The following is a 15,070-nucleotide window of genomic DNA, read 5'->3' as shown; positions in this document are numbered from 1 at the left end:
ACTATCGGCCACGGCTCTGCCGCGGCGGGTGTGGCCCGGAAGACGCGCCGCCGTCGGCCACGTGACGCGTACCTCCCCCGGCACCCGCGCGGGGCATACCGTCCTCGGGTGGGGCCGCTCCCGCCCGGACCGTGATCTCCTCGGCCGTGGGGCGAACCGGCACCGGGGCCACCCGGTACGTGTCCCGGCCGGCCGCCTTCGCCGCGTACAGGGCGGCGTCGGCGGCGTCGAGCACCTGCTGGGCGGTGCTGGCGTGGTCGGGGTAGACGGCGATGCCCACCGACACGGTCACCGGGATCCGCACCGGTCCGGACCCGGGCCCACCGGACCGCGACTCCGTGACGATCGGGCTGTCCCGGACCGCCGCGCCGAGCCGCTCCGCCACGATCGCCGCGCCCCGCGCGTCGGTCTCCGGCAGCAGCAGCACGAACTCCTCGCCGCCCTGCCGGAAGGCCAGGTCCACCTCGCGGATCTCGCCGCGTACCCGGCGGGCGAACTCGACCAGCACGGCGTCGCCGACGGCGTGCCCGTACGTGTCGTTGACCTTCTTGAACAGGTCCAGGTCCAGGGCGAGGACGCTGAGCATCCGGCCGAACCGGCTGGCCCGTTCCACCTCCCGACGGATCGACTCGCGCAGGTAGCGGTAGTTCCAGAGCCCGGTGAGCGGGTCGGTCAGCGAGAGCCGCTGCGCCTCCTCGTGGACCCGGACGTTCTCCACCGCCACCGCCGCGTGCCCGGCGAACGTCCGCAGGGTCACCAGGTCGTCGTCGTCGAACCCGTCGGCGCCGAGCCGGTCGTAGAGGACCAGCACGCCGAGCGTGCCCGGGGCGGCCTCCCCGGTGACAGCGGCCCGCCCGGGGACGTCGGCCGCCGCGCCGGGCGCGGCGAAGGGCACCGCCACGTACGTCCGGCCCGGCTCGCCCGGTGGCGCGTCACCCGGTTCGACCCGGCCGCGCCGGGGCTCGCCGGTGGCCGCCACCGCTCCCACCACGCCACTGCCCACCGGCACCCGCAGTGCGGCTGGCTCCGGGGCTTCGTCGTCGCCGTCCGACCCGGCCAGGCACCGTCCGACGAGGATGTCGTCCTCCTCCACCAGCAGCACCGCGCCGGACCGCGCGCCGGTCGCCGCGATCGCGCTGTGCAGGATGACCCGGAGGATGCGGTCCAGGTCGTGGGTGCTGGCGAGGGTGTCGCCGAGCACGGCGAGGTGGCCGCGCATCTGGTCCCGGCTGCTGGTCAGGGCGGCCACGTAGGACTGGGTCTCCCGGGTCATCCGGTTGAACGTGCCGGCCAGCCGGCCGATCTCGTCGTGGCTGCGCACCGGCACCCGGGCGGTCAGGTCCCCCCGGGCGACCCGGTCGACGGCGTGCGCCAGCTCGGCCAACGGTCGGGTGGTCACCCGGGCCAGCCGCCCCGCGGCGAGCACGGCGAGCAGCCCGGCGAGCAGGGCCGCGGCGACCAGGGCCGCGTGCAGGCCCGGTGACTGGTCGCTCGGGACGGAGAGGAGCAGGGGCAGCGGCTGGCCGGGGACCGGGCCCGCACGACGGACGTACCGCCCGGCACCGGTGCCGGTGACCCGGTCGTCGCCGACCGGGGCGGCGGCGGCCAGCACCTCGTCACGTACCCCGGCCGCCTCGGTGGTCTGCGCGATGCCGGCGTCGCCGGTGAGGAGCGTGATCTCGACGCCGGTGACCGCGGCGAGCCGGGCGACGAAGCCCGGGTCGACGAGCTGGGCGGCGGCGACCCGGCCCAGCATGGCCCCGGCCCGGTCGCGCAGCTCCACCTCGGCGGTGAGCGCCCGGATCGGGCCGTCGAACCGGCGAGGGCCGGCGCAGTCCAGCCAGGGCCGGTCCGGCGCGCCGGGCGTGGTGTAGGCGGTCTCCCCGGTCACGTCGGTGACCAGGACGGCGGCGGCCAGCCCCCGGCTGACCACCTGGGTGGCGGCACCCGCCCGGCCGACCGGGTCCGCGCCGCGCAGCGCCACCGCGTCGGCGGCGGCCCGCAGTTGCTGGCAGAGAGCGTCGACGGAGGTCCGGACGGCCCCGACGGCCAGCCCGAGCCGTTCGGCGGAGCGCCGCTGGTCCACCGTGGCCAGGGTGGTGCCGACGAAGAACGCCCCGAGCAGGACCGGACCGAGCACCACCGTGAGGAAGGCTGCGGTCAACCGCCCGCGTAGCGTCACTCTTCCCCCCGGAAGTCCTACGCCCGATGCTGCGATGCTGACACAGCGGCACCGCGGAACGAGCGTTGCGTCAGGAGTGTTGCGTGACGGATTTTTCTGATGAAGCGGAAGCGACCTCCGGGACGAAGCCCCGGACCCGCGCGGAGCTGCTCGCGCGCCGCCGGGCCCTGGGTGCCGTCGAGCGGGCCGCCGCAGCCGCCGCCGTCGGGGACACGCTGGTCGATCTGGTACGCCGGCTGCGTCCGCGCCGGATGACCGGGTACGTGCCGGTGGGCTCCGAGCCGGGCGGGCCCGACCTGCCGGAGGTGCTGCGCGGGGCGCTCCCGGAAGGGGCGGAGCTGCTGCTGCCGGTGCTCCGGGCGGATCTCGACCTGGACTGGGCCGGGTACGCCGGTCCGGACGCCCTGGTCGCGGCGGGCCGGGGGATGCGGGAGCCGGCCGGTCCCCGGTTGGGGCGGCAGGCGGTGGCCGGGGCGGAACTGGTGGTGGTGCCGGCGCTGGCGGTGGACCGGCGGGGGATCCGGCTCGGTCGGGGCGGCGGGTCGTACGACCGGGCGCTGGCCCGGGTGCCCGCCGGAGCCTGGACGGTCGCCCTGCTGCACGACGGCGAGTTGATCGACCGGCTGCCCGCCGAGCCGCACGACCGGCCGGTCCGGGCGGTGGTCACGCCGACCGGCGGGCTACGGGAGTTGACCACGGCTTGACCACACCGGCTGGACGAACCCGGGTCGGATGACGCACCATTGGCACTCGAACAGGTCGAGTGCCAACAGGCCGTGCCAGATCCGGAGGAGAACGTGCCCACGTACCAGTACGCCTGCACCGCGTGCGGCCACCAGCTCGAGGCGGTGCAGTCCTTCTCTGACGAGCCGTTGACCGAGTGCCCGGCGTGTACGGGTCGGCTGCGCAAGCTGTTCAACTCGGTCGGCATCGTCTTCAAGGGCTCCGGCTTCTACCGCACCGACTCGCGTTCCTCGGGTTCGGACTCGCTGACCGGCGGCAAGGCGGGCAAGTCCGAGTCGTCGTCGAACGGCTCGTCCAGCGGCGACTCCGGCTCGTCGTCCTCGTCGTCCTCGTCGTCCTCCTCGTCCTCGTCGTCCTCCCCCGCCAGCGGCAACGGCTCCGGCAGCTCGTCGGGCAGCTCCTCCACGGCCAAGGCCCCCGCCGCCAGCTCCTCCTCCTGACCGCCTCCGGCACCGGCCCTGCCATAGCAGATCCACTCCCCCGCCGGGCGTCGTCCACAGGCACGCGGGTCGTCCACAGGCGGCCCGCGTCGCCGTCTCCCGCCGCCTAACCTGCTGACCCGGCGCGTTCCCGCGTCGATCCGGCGACGACCGGGGCGGGCCAGCGGATCGCCGCCACGGGTGAGGGAGGCGGGCATGCGCTTCGGCCGTACGGTCGGCGAACGGTCACTGCGTCCGGTCCGGTGGCCGGCCCGGCCCGGTCCGGGCACGCTGCTGCGGGCGGGCCTCGTCGCCGCGCTCCTCGGGCTGGCCGTCACGATCCTTTACACCCCGCCCGGATGCACGCCGGTCCCCGGTGCGGCTCCCCCCGGCACGGCCGCCCCGACCGGCTCCCCGGCCCCGACCGGTACCGACCCGTCCGGCCCGCCGGCGGTGGCAGCCAGGGAAGGGCGCGGGGACCGGACCGGTGGGTCGCTCCCGCTGCCCGACGGCACGGTCGGGGTGCCGGTCCGCCTGGCCGAGCCGGCCGCCCTCGCCGTCGTGGGCCCCGGGAGCCGGGTGGACCTGCTGGCGCTGCCCGCCGCCGGACCGGTCACGACCGTCCTGCTCGCCTCCGGGGCGCTGGTCCTCGACGTGGTCGGCGCGGGCGAACTGGACGGCTCGTCCGCGCTCTACCTGGCGCTCGCACCACCGCAGGCGCAACGGGTGGTGGGGCAACCGGAGGGGAGCCGGTTCGCGGTCGTCGTGCGCGGCTGACCGGCACGGGGGATCTCAGTCCCAGTGCGGCGGGCGCTCGGCGAGCAGCCGGTCGTCGTTGCCGCCGGTGGACTCACCCCAGCCCCGGTCGGTGTCGTCCGTGGTCTGCTCGGGCAGCACCACGAAGTCGTCGCCCAGGTCGACGACGCGGTCGTCGTCGCCGGGCGTGTGCAGCAGCCGATCCTCCGTGCTCACGAGCAGAGCGTAACCGAGCGCGCGGTGGTGCGGCCCGGGACCGGGCGGGACGACCGCCCACGGCGCGGCCCCGCCACGGTCGTCCCGCGCGCCGCGTCCCGGTGCCGCGCGCCGGCTCCCGGTAGCGTCGGACGGCGTGACGACGCCCCACGGTTCCGAGGACGACTACTGGCGTCGGCCGCCGGACGGTGAGCCCGCGCCACCGGCGACCCCGCCGACGGCCGCCCCGCCGGCCAGCGGTTACGCCGGTCCCCCGCCCACCACCGCGCCCCCGCCGGGCTGGCGTCCACCGCTGCACCTGCTACCCCCGCCGCCACGCCGGCTGCCGGGGCAGGACGCGGACGCGCTGGACGCCGCCGAGCAGCGGGCCCAGCGGGTCACCCAGGTCGTGGGAGCGGTGGCCGGGGTGGTGCTGCTGGTGGTGATCTGCCTGCTCTGCTCGCGGGTGCTGTCCTGAGGGGTCAGGCCACGCCGTCCCAGACCGCGCGGGCACCCGTCTCCCCGGTCAGGTAGACGTAGGCCATCGCGAGCACCGCCAGGGCGACCACCACGACCGTCAGCACCACCGGCAGCCAGGACGGCAGTGACCGGGCGCGGGCCCGCCCGCTCGTCACCAGCAGCAACGCGACCGCCGCGACGGCCAGCCCCAGGGTCGCCCGGAACAGCAGGTCGCCGTAACCGGAGTGGGTCTCGACCTGGGAGAGGATCTCCGGCGGGTAGCCACCGTCCCGGAGCATGTTCTCGAACGCCTCGCCGGACTCGGTCGCCACCCAGGCGACCACCGGCGTCACCACGGCGAGCACCCCCACCGCCCAGCCGAGGCGGTCGCGCCACCGGGGCAGCACCCCGTACGCGACGGCGAGCAACGCCAGCAACGGCACGAACACCACGACGGCGTGCACGACCAGGACGTGTACCGGCAACCCTGCGACCGTCTCGAACACCCGCCACCTCCGATGGTTCCGCGCCCGGCAGCGTACGTCGCCCCCGGTCCCGCCCGCATACACGCGTTCCGTGGGGGTCCGGTTCAGCGCCACCTGCGGTGACCTGGGCTGTGGCCGGGGCCACGTGCTCCGGAGGCGGGGCGGCGGCCCCACGGCGGCGTGCTGTGATGTGCTCATGTCCGGTGCCGAGGAACTGCTCAGGTCGAAGGGCCTGCGGGTCACCCGACCCCGGCTCGCCGTCCTCGACGTCCTCGCCGCCGGCGGGCACCTCGATGTCGACGAGATCACCCGGCGGGTCCGTGAGCGGTTGGACTCGGTCTCCACCCAGGCGGTGTACGACGTGCTCGGCGCGCTCTCCCGGGCCGGCCTGTCCCGCCGGATCGAACCGGCCGGCAGCCCCGCCCGGTTCGAGGCACGCGCCGGGGACAACCACCACCACGTGGTCTGCCGTGGCTGCGGCGACATCGCCGACATCGACTGCGCCGTGGGCAGCGCCCCGTGCCTCGACCCGAGCACCGCCCACGGGTTCCAGGTCGACGAGGCGGAGGTCACCTTCTGGGGGCTCTGCCCCGCCTGCCAGGCCCGCCGCCGGGCCGACGTCTGACCCGACGCCGGCCGCCCCGTCCACCGGCGTGGCACTCTTGATCGGTGGAATCCGATGACCTCGGCCTCTTCGGTCCCGACTCGGTGACCTGGAAGGTCCACGGGGAACCCGTCCTGCTCGTCGCCGGCCTGCGTGCGCTCTACCTCCAGGCCCTGCACCCCCGGGCGATGGCCGGGGTGGCGCAGAACAGCAACTACCGCCGGGACTCGTGGGGCCGGCTGCTGCGCACCGCCACCTACGTGGCGACCACGATCTACGGCACCACCGCCGAGGCGGAGGCGGCCGGCCGCCGGCTGCGGAGGCTGCACGCCCGGCTCCGGGCCGTCGACCCGGGCACCGGGGAAGAGTTCCGGATCGACGAGCCCGACCTGCTCCGCTGGGTGCACGTCACCGAGGTCGAGTCGTTCGTCAGCACCGCCCGGCGGGCCGGGCTGTCGTTGACCGACGCCGAGGTGGACGGCTACTACACCGAGCAGCGCCGGACGGCGGCCCTGGTCGGGCTGGACCCGGAGACCGTCCCGGGCACAGCGGCCGAGGTCGACGACTACTACCGGCGGATCCGACCGGAGCTGCGGATGACCCGGGAGGCGGCAGAGACCGCGCTCTTCCTCACCGCTCCGCCGCTACCCGGGAGGTTCAGCCTCCCGGTGCGGCTCGGCCTCACCCTCGGCCCGCCCCGCTGGGCGTATTTCGGCGTCGCCGGTACGGCGCTGGGCCTGCTGCCCGGCTGGGCCCAGCGGCTCTACGGCGGGCTGGGGCTGCCCACCACCGCCCTCTCGGCCGAGGTGGGCCTGCGGGCGTTACGGCTGGCACTGGCCGCCGTTCCCCAGCGTTACCGGGAAGGCCCGCTCCAGCAGGCCGCCAAGGCCCGCGCCGCCCGGCTCGCCGGCCCGGCCGTGCCGGCCTGAGCGGCCCTGCGGTCAGTCCCGTGGGGTTGCCGCCAGGGTCCGTTCCACGGCGGCCCACGGCTCCTGGCCGGGAGCCCGCGCCCCGTCGGGACAGATCCGCCGGAAGTCGCACCAGCCGCAGTGCGTGCCGGGGAGGGTGGGGAACGCCGCGTCGGGGCCGGCCCCGTCGGCGACGGACCGCTCGGCGGCCATGATGTCCCGCGCGGTCTGCTCGGCCCGGTCGACCTGCCGGGCGAGGGACTCGGGGGTGTGCTCGTGGGCGGCGACCGTGCCGGTGGGCAGGTGGTGCAGCTCGACCCGACGGCACGGCCGGCGGAACACCCGCTCGGCGGCGTAGGCGTAGAGCGCCAGCGCCTGCGATCCCCGGGCGTCGTCGGCGTCCAGCCCGGCGCGGCCGGTCTTGTAGTCGACGATGACCAGCTCGGGGCCGTCCGGGCCGGGGCGGGAGTCGATCCGGTCGGCGCGGCCGTTGAGCGCCAGCACGGCGGTCTTCGCCGCCACCGTCCGCTCCACCCCGACCGGCTCGTCGGCCGGGTCGAGGGTGTCGACGTACCCCTCCAGCCAGGACAGCGCCCGCCGGAAGGCGGCCCGCTCCTGCTCGTCGTCGCGGTAGCCGTCGCGGACCCAGGTGCCCTTGAGCAGGGCGGCCAGCGCCTGCGGGTGACGCCGGTCGACGGGGATCGCGTACCAGTTCTTCAGGGCGGTGTGCACGCTCGCGCCGAGGGAGTTGTGCGCCCACGGCGGCCCCTTCGGCGGGGCGGGACGGTCGACGTAGGAGTAGCGGTAGCGACGGGGGCAGTCGGCGTACGCCCCGAGCTTGCTCGGTGTGCAGACGAAGAGCCGCTCCGGCATGCCGGCGAAGCCGAGCTGCTCGGGCTGCCCGGCACGGGGACGGGGCGGGGTGCCTCCGGCGGCGCGGCCGGACCGGTCGGCTGGGGAACGTCGCACTCCGCGATCCTGCCATCCGAGTACGACAGGTAGGTAACCGGCGAGTCAGGTCAGACTGGCGTACTGCGTCACGAACGCGGCGATGGCGTCCGCGATGAGCTGGACGGCGATCGCCGCCAGCAACAGGCCGGCGATCCGGGTGAGCACCTCGATCCCGCCGGGGCGGAGCACCTTGACGATCCCACCGGAGAAGCGGAGCACGACCCAGACGGCGACCATCACCGCGACGATGGCGGCGGCGATGGCGGTGACGTCGGCGGCGCCGTCCGCCTGCTGGACGAAGAGCATCGTCGCCACGATGGCACCCGGTCCGGCCAGCAGCGGGGTGCCCAGCGGCACCAGGGCGATGTTGGTGGTGGACTGTTGGCTGGGGTCGTCCGCCTTGCCGGTGAGCAGTTCCAGCGCGACCAGCACCAGCAGCAGCCCACCGGCGGCCTGGAGGGCCGGCAGGTCCACGTGCAGGTAGTCGAGGAGAGTCTGCCCGGCCACCGCGAAGACCACGATCACGCCGAGGGCCAGCGCCACCGCCTGCCAGGCTGCCCGATGGCGGTCCCGGGCCGACATCGGGCCGGTCAGCGCGAGGAAGATCGGCATCATGCCCGGCGGGTCGGTGATGACCAGCAGGGTCACGAAGACCTCTCCGAACAGCTTGGCGTCCACCTGATCACGGTAGCGACGCCCTGGCCAGGCCGAACGCGGGTCAGCCCGAAGCGACCGGGGTCACCCCGCCGGCCTGCGCGACGATCCGCTCGTACGCCTGCGGACTGGTGGTGTGGGCACCCAGCCGGACGGTCTTGTGCGTGCCGTGGAAGTCCGACGAGCCCGTCACGATCAGGCCGAGCCGGTCCGCGAGGGCCCGGACGTGCTCCCGTTCGGCCGGCGAGTGGTCCTCGTGGTCGGCCTCCAGCCCGGCCAGGCCCGCCCCGGCCAGCTCGACGATCAGCTCGTCCGGCACGATCCGGCCCCGGCGGGTGGCCCGGGGGTGGGCGAAGACCGGCACCCCGCCGGCCGCCCGGACCAGCTCCACCGCCCGGAAGACGTCGATGTCGTCCTTGGCGACCCGGTACCGGCTGCCCAGCCACTGCGGGCCGAACGCCTCGGTGGTGGTCGCCACCAGCCCGGCGCGGATCAGTGCCGCCGCGATGTGCGGGCGGCCTACGGAGCCACCCGCGGCGGCGGTGTGGATCTCCGTCCAGCTCACCTCGATCCCGTCGGCCCGCAACAGCTCGACGATCCGCTCGCCACGGGCCTCCCGGGAGGCCCGGACCCGGGCCAGTTCGGCGGCGAGCGCCGGGAAGTCCGGATCGAACAGGTACGCCAGCAGGTGCAGCGACACCCCGGGCCGCACCCCGTTCCACAGGCAGGAGATCTCCGCGCCCCGGATCAGGGTGAGTCCGGGCGGCAGCGCCCGGCGCGCCGGTTCCCAGCCGGCGGTGGTGTCGTGGTCGGTGATCGCCACGACGTCGAGCCCGGCGTCGGCGGCGGCCCGCACCAGTTCGGCCGGGGTCAGCGTGCCGTCGCTGGCGGTGGAGTGGGTGTGCAGGTCGATCCGGCTCGGGGCGGACGATGGTCGCGGGGTCACGATCCGGACGCTACCGGCTGCGGGAGCCGGGGTGGGCGGTCGGTCGACGGGCTGCGCCTCAGAGCGTCGCCGCGGTGACGAGCGCCGGCCACTGGCCCGCCGGCAGTCCCGGCACCGCCGCCGCGGTGGCCCGCACGGGGTTCCGGTCGGGGTCGAACCGCACCAGTGTCCCGTCGACCGCCGGGTACACGACCTCCTCCGCCACCGCCGGCCACGCCGCCGCACCGGCCACCCCCGGGCCGACGGGGCGGACCACCGGTTTCGCGCCGAACGCCTGCCCCAGGTCGACCAGCAGCGCCGTGCCGTTGGCGGACCGGCTGTCGGCGGCACCGTTCACCAGCAGCCACCGCCCGTCCGGGGAGACCGATCCCGGCCCGTCCCCCAGTGGGGGCACCGTGCACCCCGTGACGGACGCGGCCAGGGCACGGGCCGGGTCGAGCAGAGCCAGGCACTGCTTCTTCGACGCGCCGGTCACCCGGGCGACCAGCCGCCCGTCCGGAAGGCGGCCGTAGACGTCGAGGACGGCCCGGTCCGTACCGACCCGGAACGGGCTGCCGTCGGCCCGCCAGAGCACGAAGCCCGGCCCGTCCGGACGCACCCGCACGAGGACGTCGTCGCCGACGAACCCAACCGGCGTCGCCGACACGGGCACCGTCGTGCGCAGCCCGGGGAGCAGCTGACCGTTGGCGATCGTCGCGACGAGGAGTTCGGTTCCCTCCCGCCAGACGAGCCGCCGGCCGGTCGGGTCCGCCGCCACCGCGTCCGCCCCGGCGAGCAGAACCCGGGACGTGCCGTTCGAACCCACCAGCCAGACCGTCCGGCCGGCCGCGCCGGGCGTGCCGATGAACAGCCAGCCGTCCCCGGTACGCAGTCCGCGCGCGACCGGACCGACCGCGCCGAGATCCGTCCCGCGGCCGTCGACGACCAGGGTGGAGCCGGTGACCAGCGACAGCCCCTCGAAGACCGGCCCGTCGAGCTGCACCGCCGGCACGGCCGACGTGGCGGGCGGTCCGGTCGGGTCGCCGAGCACCACGGTCGGACTGGTGTACCGGGCGGTGCCGGTGCCCAGCTGCGCCATGCCGGTGCTGACCGCCACGGTCGCGACCGCGGCCAGCGCCACCCCGGCCAGGGTCCGTCGGCGTTGGAGCCGCTCGGCACGGCGTACCGCCCGGCCGGCGGGGTCGACCGCGAGCGGCCGGGGCGTGCCGGCCTGGCGGGCCAGGGTCTCCCGCAACGCCTGCTCCAGGTCCTCCCGAGCCACACCGATTGGACGCTGCGGATCGGCGCGCAGGTTGTCGGGACGGTTCACCGGTGTTCCCCGGTCGACGCGGGCAGCCCGGTGGCGAGCACCGGTGGTCGGGCCGGGAGCACCGGTGCCGGCCCGGAAGCGCCGCCGAGGCCCACCGGGGCTGCGCTGTCGGCGACGGGTCGCGGCACCACCGGCCGCACCGGGGTACGCGGCACCGGGCGGGACCGGGCCGCCGGGGCGGGTGCCGCGCTGCCGTCCGGGGCGGGTGCCGCGCTGCCGTCCGGGGCGGGTGCCGCGCTGCCGTCCGGGCTGGTCGCCCCGGCGGACAGGCCGAGGGCGTCCTCGCTGCCGAGCCGGCGGCGCAGCGTGTTCAGGGCCCGGGAGGTCTGGCTCTTCACCGTCCCGACGGAGATGTTCAGCAGGGCCGCCGTCTGCGCCTCGGAGAGGTCCTCGTAGTAGCGGAGCACCAGCACCGCCCGTTGCCGGGCCGGCAGGGCACGCAGGTGCCGCCAGAGCGCGTCGCGGTCGAGCTGCTGCTCGATCTCGTCGGTCGCGGGCCGTTCGGGGAGCACCTCGGTGGGGCGTTCACCGTGCCAGCGCCGACGCCACCAACTCGTCGACGTGTTGACCAGCACCCGCCGGGCGTACGGCTCGACGGCGTCGATCCCACCGTGGCGCTTCCAGGCCAGGTAGGTCTTGGTCAACGCGGTCTGGAGCAGGTCCTCGGCGGTGGCCCAGTCCCCGGCGAGCAGGTAGGCGGTACGCAGCAGGGCTCCGGAGCGGGCCGCGACGAACTCGCGGAACTCCTCTTCCAGGTCGTCCCTGCCGGCCACCACTCACCTCCCGCCCCTCCTGCTGGCAGGCTGCCACGCTCCGGGGGTCGGGTCGAGGGCAGAAAGGTGCGTGTTCCTCCGATGTTCGGACGAAAACCTACGCCCCGTCGTCCGCCTTCGCCTCGTCGGCCTCCTTGCCCAACCGGGCCTCCACCGCCTGCGGCTCGTACATCTCCTCGACCACGCGCAGGTAGAGCTCGTTCGGGTTCGGCAGGTTCTTGATCTCGCGGAGTGCCTGGTCCTGGCCGGCGGACTCCAGCACGAAGGTGCCGTAGTTGAGGGCCCGACCGGTCGGCGTCTGCTCGTACTTCATGTCGGTGACCCGGGCCAGCGGCATCATCGCGACCTTGCGGGTGATGATTCCGTTGACCACCATGACCCGCTTGTTGGTCAGGATGAAGCGGTCGTACCACCAGTCCGCGACCTTCCACGCGACCCAACCCATCACCGCGAACCAGAGCAGCACCGCGATGGTGGTCAACGGGCCGATGTTCCGGTTGGCGAGGGCACCGGAGAGGTAGCCGAGGACGAAGGTCGCGGCCACCCCGATCAGGATCGGGGTGGTGAGGTGGATCCAGTGCCGTTTCCACTCGCCCCGGTACCGCTCGGTGGGGAAGAGGTAGCGGGCGACAAGTGAGCTGGGCTCGTCCTCCAGGGGCAGCACCCGGCGCGGCGCCGAGCCGGCGGCGTCCGCCCGGAGGCCGGCCAGCTCGTCGTCACTGAAGACCGGTGGCTGGTACTCGGCCTCCGGGTCGCGGACCCAGGTGCGGCCCGACCGGGCGTCGTCCGGATAGGGCGGCCCGTCGGCGGGGTAACCGAGGTCGTCCGGATAGGACGCCCGGTCGCCACGCCCGGGGCCGTAACCCGGTGGCCGATCGTCGTCGTCCCCCCGGTACCGGGGGATCGGCTCCGTGTCGCGCTCCCGGCGCTCCCGGTCGGGATCGTCGGGGTCTGGGGGCAGGCCGGAGGGGCTTCCCATCGCGGGTTAGGCGAAGAGGTTGGTGAAGAAGTCGCCGAAGCCCTGCGCAATGTCCATGATGCCGCCGCCGAGCGACTTGAAGACGTCAGCGGCGGAGTTGGGCTGGAACGCGATGAAGAAAATCAAGAACGCGACTCCGGCCCAGGTGAGGACCTTCTTGACCATGACGGGCCATCCTCTCGCGCGGTGCCGGGTCCCATACCGCAGCGGCACCCAGAGTATCAGTCAGGTGTCGTACGGTGAATACTGCGTCTGTTCTCCGACATTCCGGGACACTTGTCAAGCCTCGTCGCTCGTCAAGCCTTCCCGTGCAGGTACGGAGAGGGCGCACCGTACACGAGCTCGGGCGGAGTCCACTCGGTCAGGTCGTGGAGGACGACGTCTTCCGCGAGGAGGTGACCCGCGCTCGCCGGCCAGGCTATCGCATGAAGCCACATTCCCCGAGCCTCGCCGGCGTACGCGCTTCGATCCGGTGAGGAGTCGACGGGCCACAGTGGAGTCGGATGGCCGCCCACCCTGATCTTCGCCGTGGCGACGTGCTCGGGATGACCTGGGCCGGGGTCGGCCAGCGCCTCGGTGAGCCGGGGGCCCGGGTCCGGACCGGGCATGCCGGCGAGGCGGGTGCCGAGCCCCACGCCGGGCTCCTCGGCGACGAAGACCACGTCGGCGGGGCCACCGCCGAGCGGGGCGGGGCCGGCGCAGGCGACCACGGTGGCGCGGACCCCGGTGCGGTCGTCGCCGGCCCAGCCGACCCCGGTCACCGTCCAGCCGGGCGGCAGTGGCCAGGGGGACCAGAGCGGGACGGCCGGGGTCCCCCCGGTCGGCCCGGCCATGATCCGCTCCACCACGCTCGACACGATCTCCGGGCCGATGTGCTCCGGGACGTGCAACGGGGGGACGGGCCCACAGGCCAGACAACGCGACTCCGTGTGCATCAGGTCCGGCCCCCGGACCGGTCCGCCACACCGCGGACAACTCACCGAAACACTCATATCCACACGGTCACCCCGGATCGTCACCCCGTCAAGCGGAGCGGCCTTTTCGGTCACGTCCGGTCCGCCACCTGGTAACGGCTCGGGAAAGCGCAGGTCAGGCCGGTGGCACGTCGGCGTACGCCCGGATCCAGGCGTGCATCGCGATGCCGCTGGCCACACCGGCGTTGATCGACCGGGTCGAGCCATACTGGGCGATCGAGAAAAGCTGGTCACAGGCGGCGCGGGCCGCCTCGGAGAGGCCGGGACCCTCCTGGCCGAAGAGCAGCACGCAACGCCGGGGCAGCGTGGTGGTCTCCAGCGGACAGGACCCGGGCAGGTTGTCGATGCCGACCACGGGCAGGTCCCGCCCGGCCGCCCAGGCGACGAACTCCTCGATCGTCTCGTGGTGCCGGACGTGCTGGTAGCGGTCGGTGACCATCGCGCCGCGCCGGTTCCACCGCCGCCGCCCGACGATGTGCACCTCGGCGGCGAGGAACGCATTGGCGTTTCGCACCACGGTGCCGATGTTGAAGTCGTGCTGCCAGTTCTCGATCGCCACGTGGAAGTCGTGCCGGCGACGGTCCAGATCCTCGACCACGGCCTCCCGCCGCCAGTAGCGGTACCGGTCGACCACGTTGCGCCGGTCGCCCTCGGCGAGCAGCTCCGGGTCGTAGCGGGGGTCGTCGGGCGGATCTCCGGGCCACGGGCCCACACCGACGTCGAGCTGGTCACCGGTCACGCTGGCACAGCGTACGGTGCCCGCCCGGCCCCTCAGCGCAGGCCCAGCGCCGCACCCAGCCGGTCGAGGAAATGCTGGTCGGCCGGGCTGAGCGTGGGCCCGCTGGGAACCGCCCGGCAGACCCGGGCCGCGACCGTCTGCACCCACTGGCGGTACGCCGCCGAGTCGGCCGGGTCGGCCCGGCGCCGGAGCACCCGGGCCGCCGTCCGGCAGTCGGCGAGCAGGTCCGCCGGGTCGGTGGGGGCCGATCGCCCACGGCGACGGCCCTGGCCGGTCCGAGCGGGTGGGGCGGGTTCGTCGTGGCGGGCGTAGATGGTGGCGACCACGGCGCGTACGAGGTCGCTGTCGAAGGCCCGTCCGGCGGCCACCGCCTCCAGGCCGGCGAGCCCGGCGGCGACCCCACGCAGTGGCCGGCCGGGGGCCGGGGCGGTGGCGACGACCACCACCCGACCGGGTAGTCCGGTGAGCAGATCCCACTCCACGGCGGAGTAGACGGCGGTGGTCAGCGGGGCGGCGCGACGGCCGGCGGCGGGCGGCTCTCCGGCGAGGGAGTGGCTCATGGGAACCTCCGGCGTCAGCATATGCCGGCCACCGGGCGACCGGACGCCGGACCACCCTCGGACTCCTCGTGGTAGCGGCCGACCTGGATCCTGAGCACCGTGGTGCGGGCGACGGAGGTCGGCACGGCATGCCTTATCGATAGTTAAGGCAGCTCTGGAAGGGTGCGGACGCAATGAGCGGCGGGGCCCTCCCCGGCACCCGCCGCCCACGCTCTGATGGGAAAGATTCTGCCCCACGTGATGTAACACAGAACAGAGATGCAAGTCACATTTATCTTTTCGTTATCGCACGTAGAGTGACCGAGATCCACCGACGGAGCGATCACCGCAGGTGAAATACCTCCTTGCCAAGGGGGAGTCGATGGAACATCGAACGGGATGATCGCCAATCCCCGTGGGATCGCTCCCATCACGGCTTGTCACGCAAGTGCAG

General features: G+C 74.6%; 19 protein-coding genes. 6 read left to right on the top strand and 13 right to left on the bottom strand.

Annotated features, from left to right (window positions below):
* Position 1: 1 nt before the first annotated feature.
* Complete coding sequence (locus tag GA0074694_RS11395; protein WP_176737873.1) at positions 2–2,182, bottom strand: diguanylate cyclase; 2,181 nt, start codon at positions 2,180–2,182, stop codon at positions 2–4.
* 83 nt (positions 2,183–2,265) lie between these two features.
* Here GA0074694_RS11395 and GA0074694_RS11390 point away from each other — a divergent pair, with 83 nt between their 5' ends.
* The 3 genes from GA0074694_RS11390 to GA0074694_RS11380 all read left to right on the top strand — a co-directional run bounded on the left by GA0074694_RS11390 (position 2,266) and on the right by GA0074694_RS11380 (position 4,122).
* On the top strand, positions 2,266–2,886 hold the full coding sequence (locus tag GA0074694_RS11390) for a 5-formyltetrahydrofolate cyclo-ligase (RefSeq protein ID WP_091456707.1): 621 nt from the start codon (positions 2,266–2,268) through the stop codon (positions 2,884–2,886).
* Between the two features lie 39 nt (positions 2,887–2,925).
* Positions 2,926–3,366 (top strand): FmdB family zinc ribbon protein, encoded by a 441-nt coding sequence (locus GA0074694_RS11385; RefSeq protein WP_245714649.1) that lies wholly within the window; start codon positions 2,926–2,928, stop codon positions 3,364–3,366.
* 195 nt (positions 3,367–3,561) lie between these two features.
* Positions 3,562–4,122, top strand: a complete 561-nt coding sequence (locus GA0074694_RS11380; protein ID WP_091456704.1) for a flagellar biosynthesis protein FlgA — start codon at positions 3,562–3,564, stop codon at positions 4,120–4,122.
* Positions 4,123–4,137: 15 nt separating this feature from the next.
* Here the strand turns inward: GA0074694_RS11380 and GA0074694_RS11375 are convergent, their stop codons facing one another.
* Complete coding sequence (locus GA0074694_RS11375) at positions 4,138–4,317, bottom strand: hypothetical protein (RefSeq protein WP_091456701.1); 180 nt, start codon at positions 4,315–4,317, stop codon at positions 4,138–4,140.
* 136 nt (positions 4,318–4,453) lie between these two features.
* On the opposite strand from GA0074694_RS11375, the gene GA0074694_RS11370 reads away from it, so the two are divergent.
* Positions 4,454–4,774, top strand: a complete 321-nt coding sequence (locus GA0074694_RS11370) for a hypothetical protein (protein WP_091456699.1) — start codon at positions 4,454–4,456, stop codon at positions 4,772–4,774.
* Between the two features lie 4 nt (positions 4,775–4,778).
* Here GA0074694_RS11370 and GA0074694_RS11365 read toward each other — a convergent pair whose 3' ends face one another.
* Positions 4,779–5,261, bottom strand: coding sequence for a DUF2231 domain-containing protein (locus GA0074694_RS11365; protein ID WP_091456695.1), 483 nt, complete (start codon positions 5,259–5,261; stop codon positions 4,779–4,781).
* A gap of 175 nt (positions 5,262–5,436) precedes the next feature.
* On the opposite strand from GA0074694_RS11365, the gene GA0074694_RS11360 reads away from it, so the two are divergent.
* Positions 5,437–5,865 carry a Fur family transcriptional regulator gene (locus GA0074694_RS11360; protein ID WP_091458990.1) on the top strand — a complete coding sequence of 143 codons (429 nt, stop codon included), beginning with the start codon at positions 5,437–5,439 and terminating at the stop codon, positions 5,863–5,865.
* Between the two features lie 44 nt (positions 5,866–5,909).
* Positions 5,910–6,773, top strand: a complete 864-nt coding sequence (locus tag GA0074694_RS11355) for an oxygenase MpaB family protein (protein ID WP_091456692.1) — start codon at positions 5,910–5,912, stop codon at positions 6,771–6,773.
* Between the two features lie 12 nt (positions 6,774–6,785).
* Here the strand turns inward: GA0074694_RS11355 and GA0074694_RS11350 are convergent, their stop codons facing one another.
* The 10 genes from GA0074694_RS11350 to GA0074694_RS11310 form a co-directional block, all read right to left on the bottom strand.
* On the bottom strand, positions 6,786–7,625 hold the full coding sequence (locus GA0074694_RS11350; protein ID WP_091458988.1) for a RecB family exonuclease: 840 nt from the start codon (positions 7,623–7,625) through the stop codon (positions 6,786–6,788).
* Between the two features lie 141 nt (positions 7,626–7,766).
* A complete protein-coding gene (locus tag GA0074694_RS11345) occupies positions 7,767–8,381 on the bottom strand; it encodes a MarC family protein (RefSeq protein WP_091456688.1) in 615 nt (204 codons plus the stop codon).
* Between the two features lie 40 nt (positions 8,382–8,421).
* Complete coding sequence (locus tag GA0074694_RS11340; protein ID WP_091456685.1) at positions 8,422–9,303, bottom strand: PHP domain-containing protein; 882 nt, start codon at positions 9,301–9,303, stop codon at positions 8,422–8,424.
* Positions 9,304–9,361: 58 nt separating this feature from the next.
* Complete coding sequence (locus tag GA0074694_RS11335; RefSeq protein ID WP_091456682.1) at positions 9,362–10,612, bottom strand: hypothetical protein; 1,251 nt, start codon at positions 10,610–10,612, stop codon at positions 9,362–9,364.
* Complete coding sequence (locus tag GA0074694_RS11330; protein ID WP_091456679.1) at positions 10,609–11,385, bottom strand: SigE family RNA polymerase sigma factor; 777 nt, start codon at positions 11,383–11,385, stop codon at positions 10,609–10,611. Before GA0074694_RS11330 ends, GA0074694_RS11335 begins: the two co-directional genes overlap by 4 nt.
* A 97-nt stretch (positions 11,386–11,482) precedes the next feature.
* Positions 11,483–12,364 (bottom strand): PH domain-containing protein, encoded by an 882-nt coding sequence (locus GA0074694_RS11325; RefSeq protein WP_091456675.1) that lies wholly within the window; start codon positions 12,362–12,364, stop codon positions 11,483–11,485.
* 6 nt (positions 12,365–12,370) lie between these two features.
* The gene (locus tag GA0074694_RS31580) at positions 12,371–12,529 is read right to left on the bottom strand and encodes a hypothetical protein (RefSeq protein ID WP_170107933.1); all 159 of its coding nucleotides are present in this window, start codon (positions 12,527–12,529) and stop codon (positions 12,371–12,373) included.
* Positions 12,530–12,660: 131 nt separating this feature from the next.
* On the bottom strand, positions 12,661–13,356 hold the full coding sequence (locus GA0074694_RS11320; RefSeq protein ID WP_342670921.1) for a DUF6758 family protein: 696 nt from the start codon (positions 13,354–13,356) through the stop codon (positions 12,661–12,663).
* A 97-nt stretch (positions 13,357–13,453) separates the two neighbouring features.
* A complete protein-coding gene (locus GA0074694_RS11315) occupies positions 13,454–14,077 on the bottom strand; it encodes a TrmH family RNA methyltransferase (RefSeq protein ID WP_091456668.1) in 624 nt (207 codons plus the stop codon).
* 32 nt (positions 14,078–14,109) lie between these two features.
* Positions 14,110–14,658, bottom strand: coding sequence for a hypothetical protein (locus GA0074694_RS11310; protein WP_176737871.1), 549 nt, complete (start codon positions 14,656–14,658; stop codon positions 14,110–14,112).
* Positions 14,659–15,070: the final 412 nt, after the last annotated feature.

The organism is Micromonospora inyonensis (genome assembly GCF_900091415.1).
Lineage (GTDB): Bacteria > Actinomycetota > Actinomycetes > Mycobacteriales > Micromonosporaceae > Micromonospora > Micromonospora inyonensis.
The sequence above is the reverse complement of the archived record's forward strand: the minus strand, read 5'-3'. Positions and strand labels throughout refer to the sequence as shown.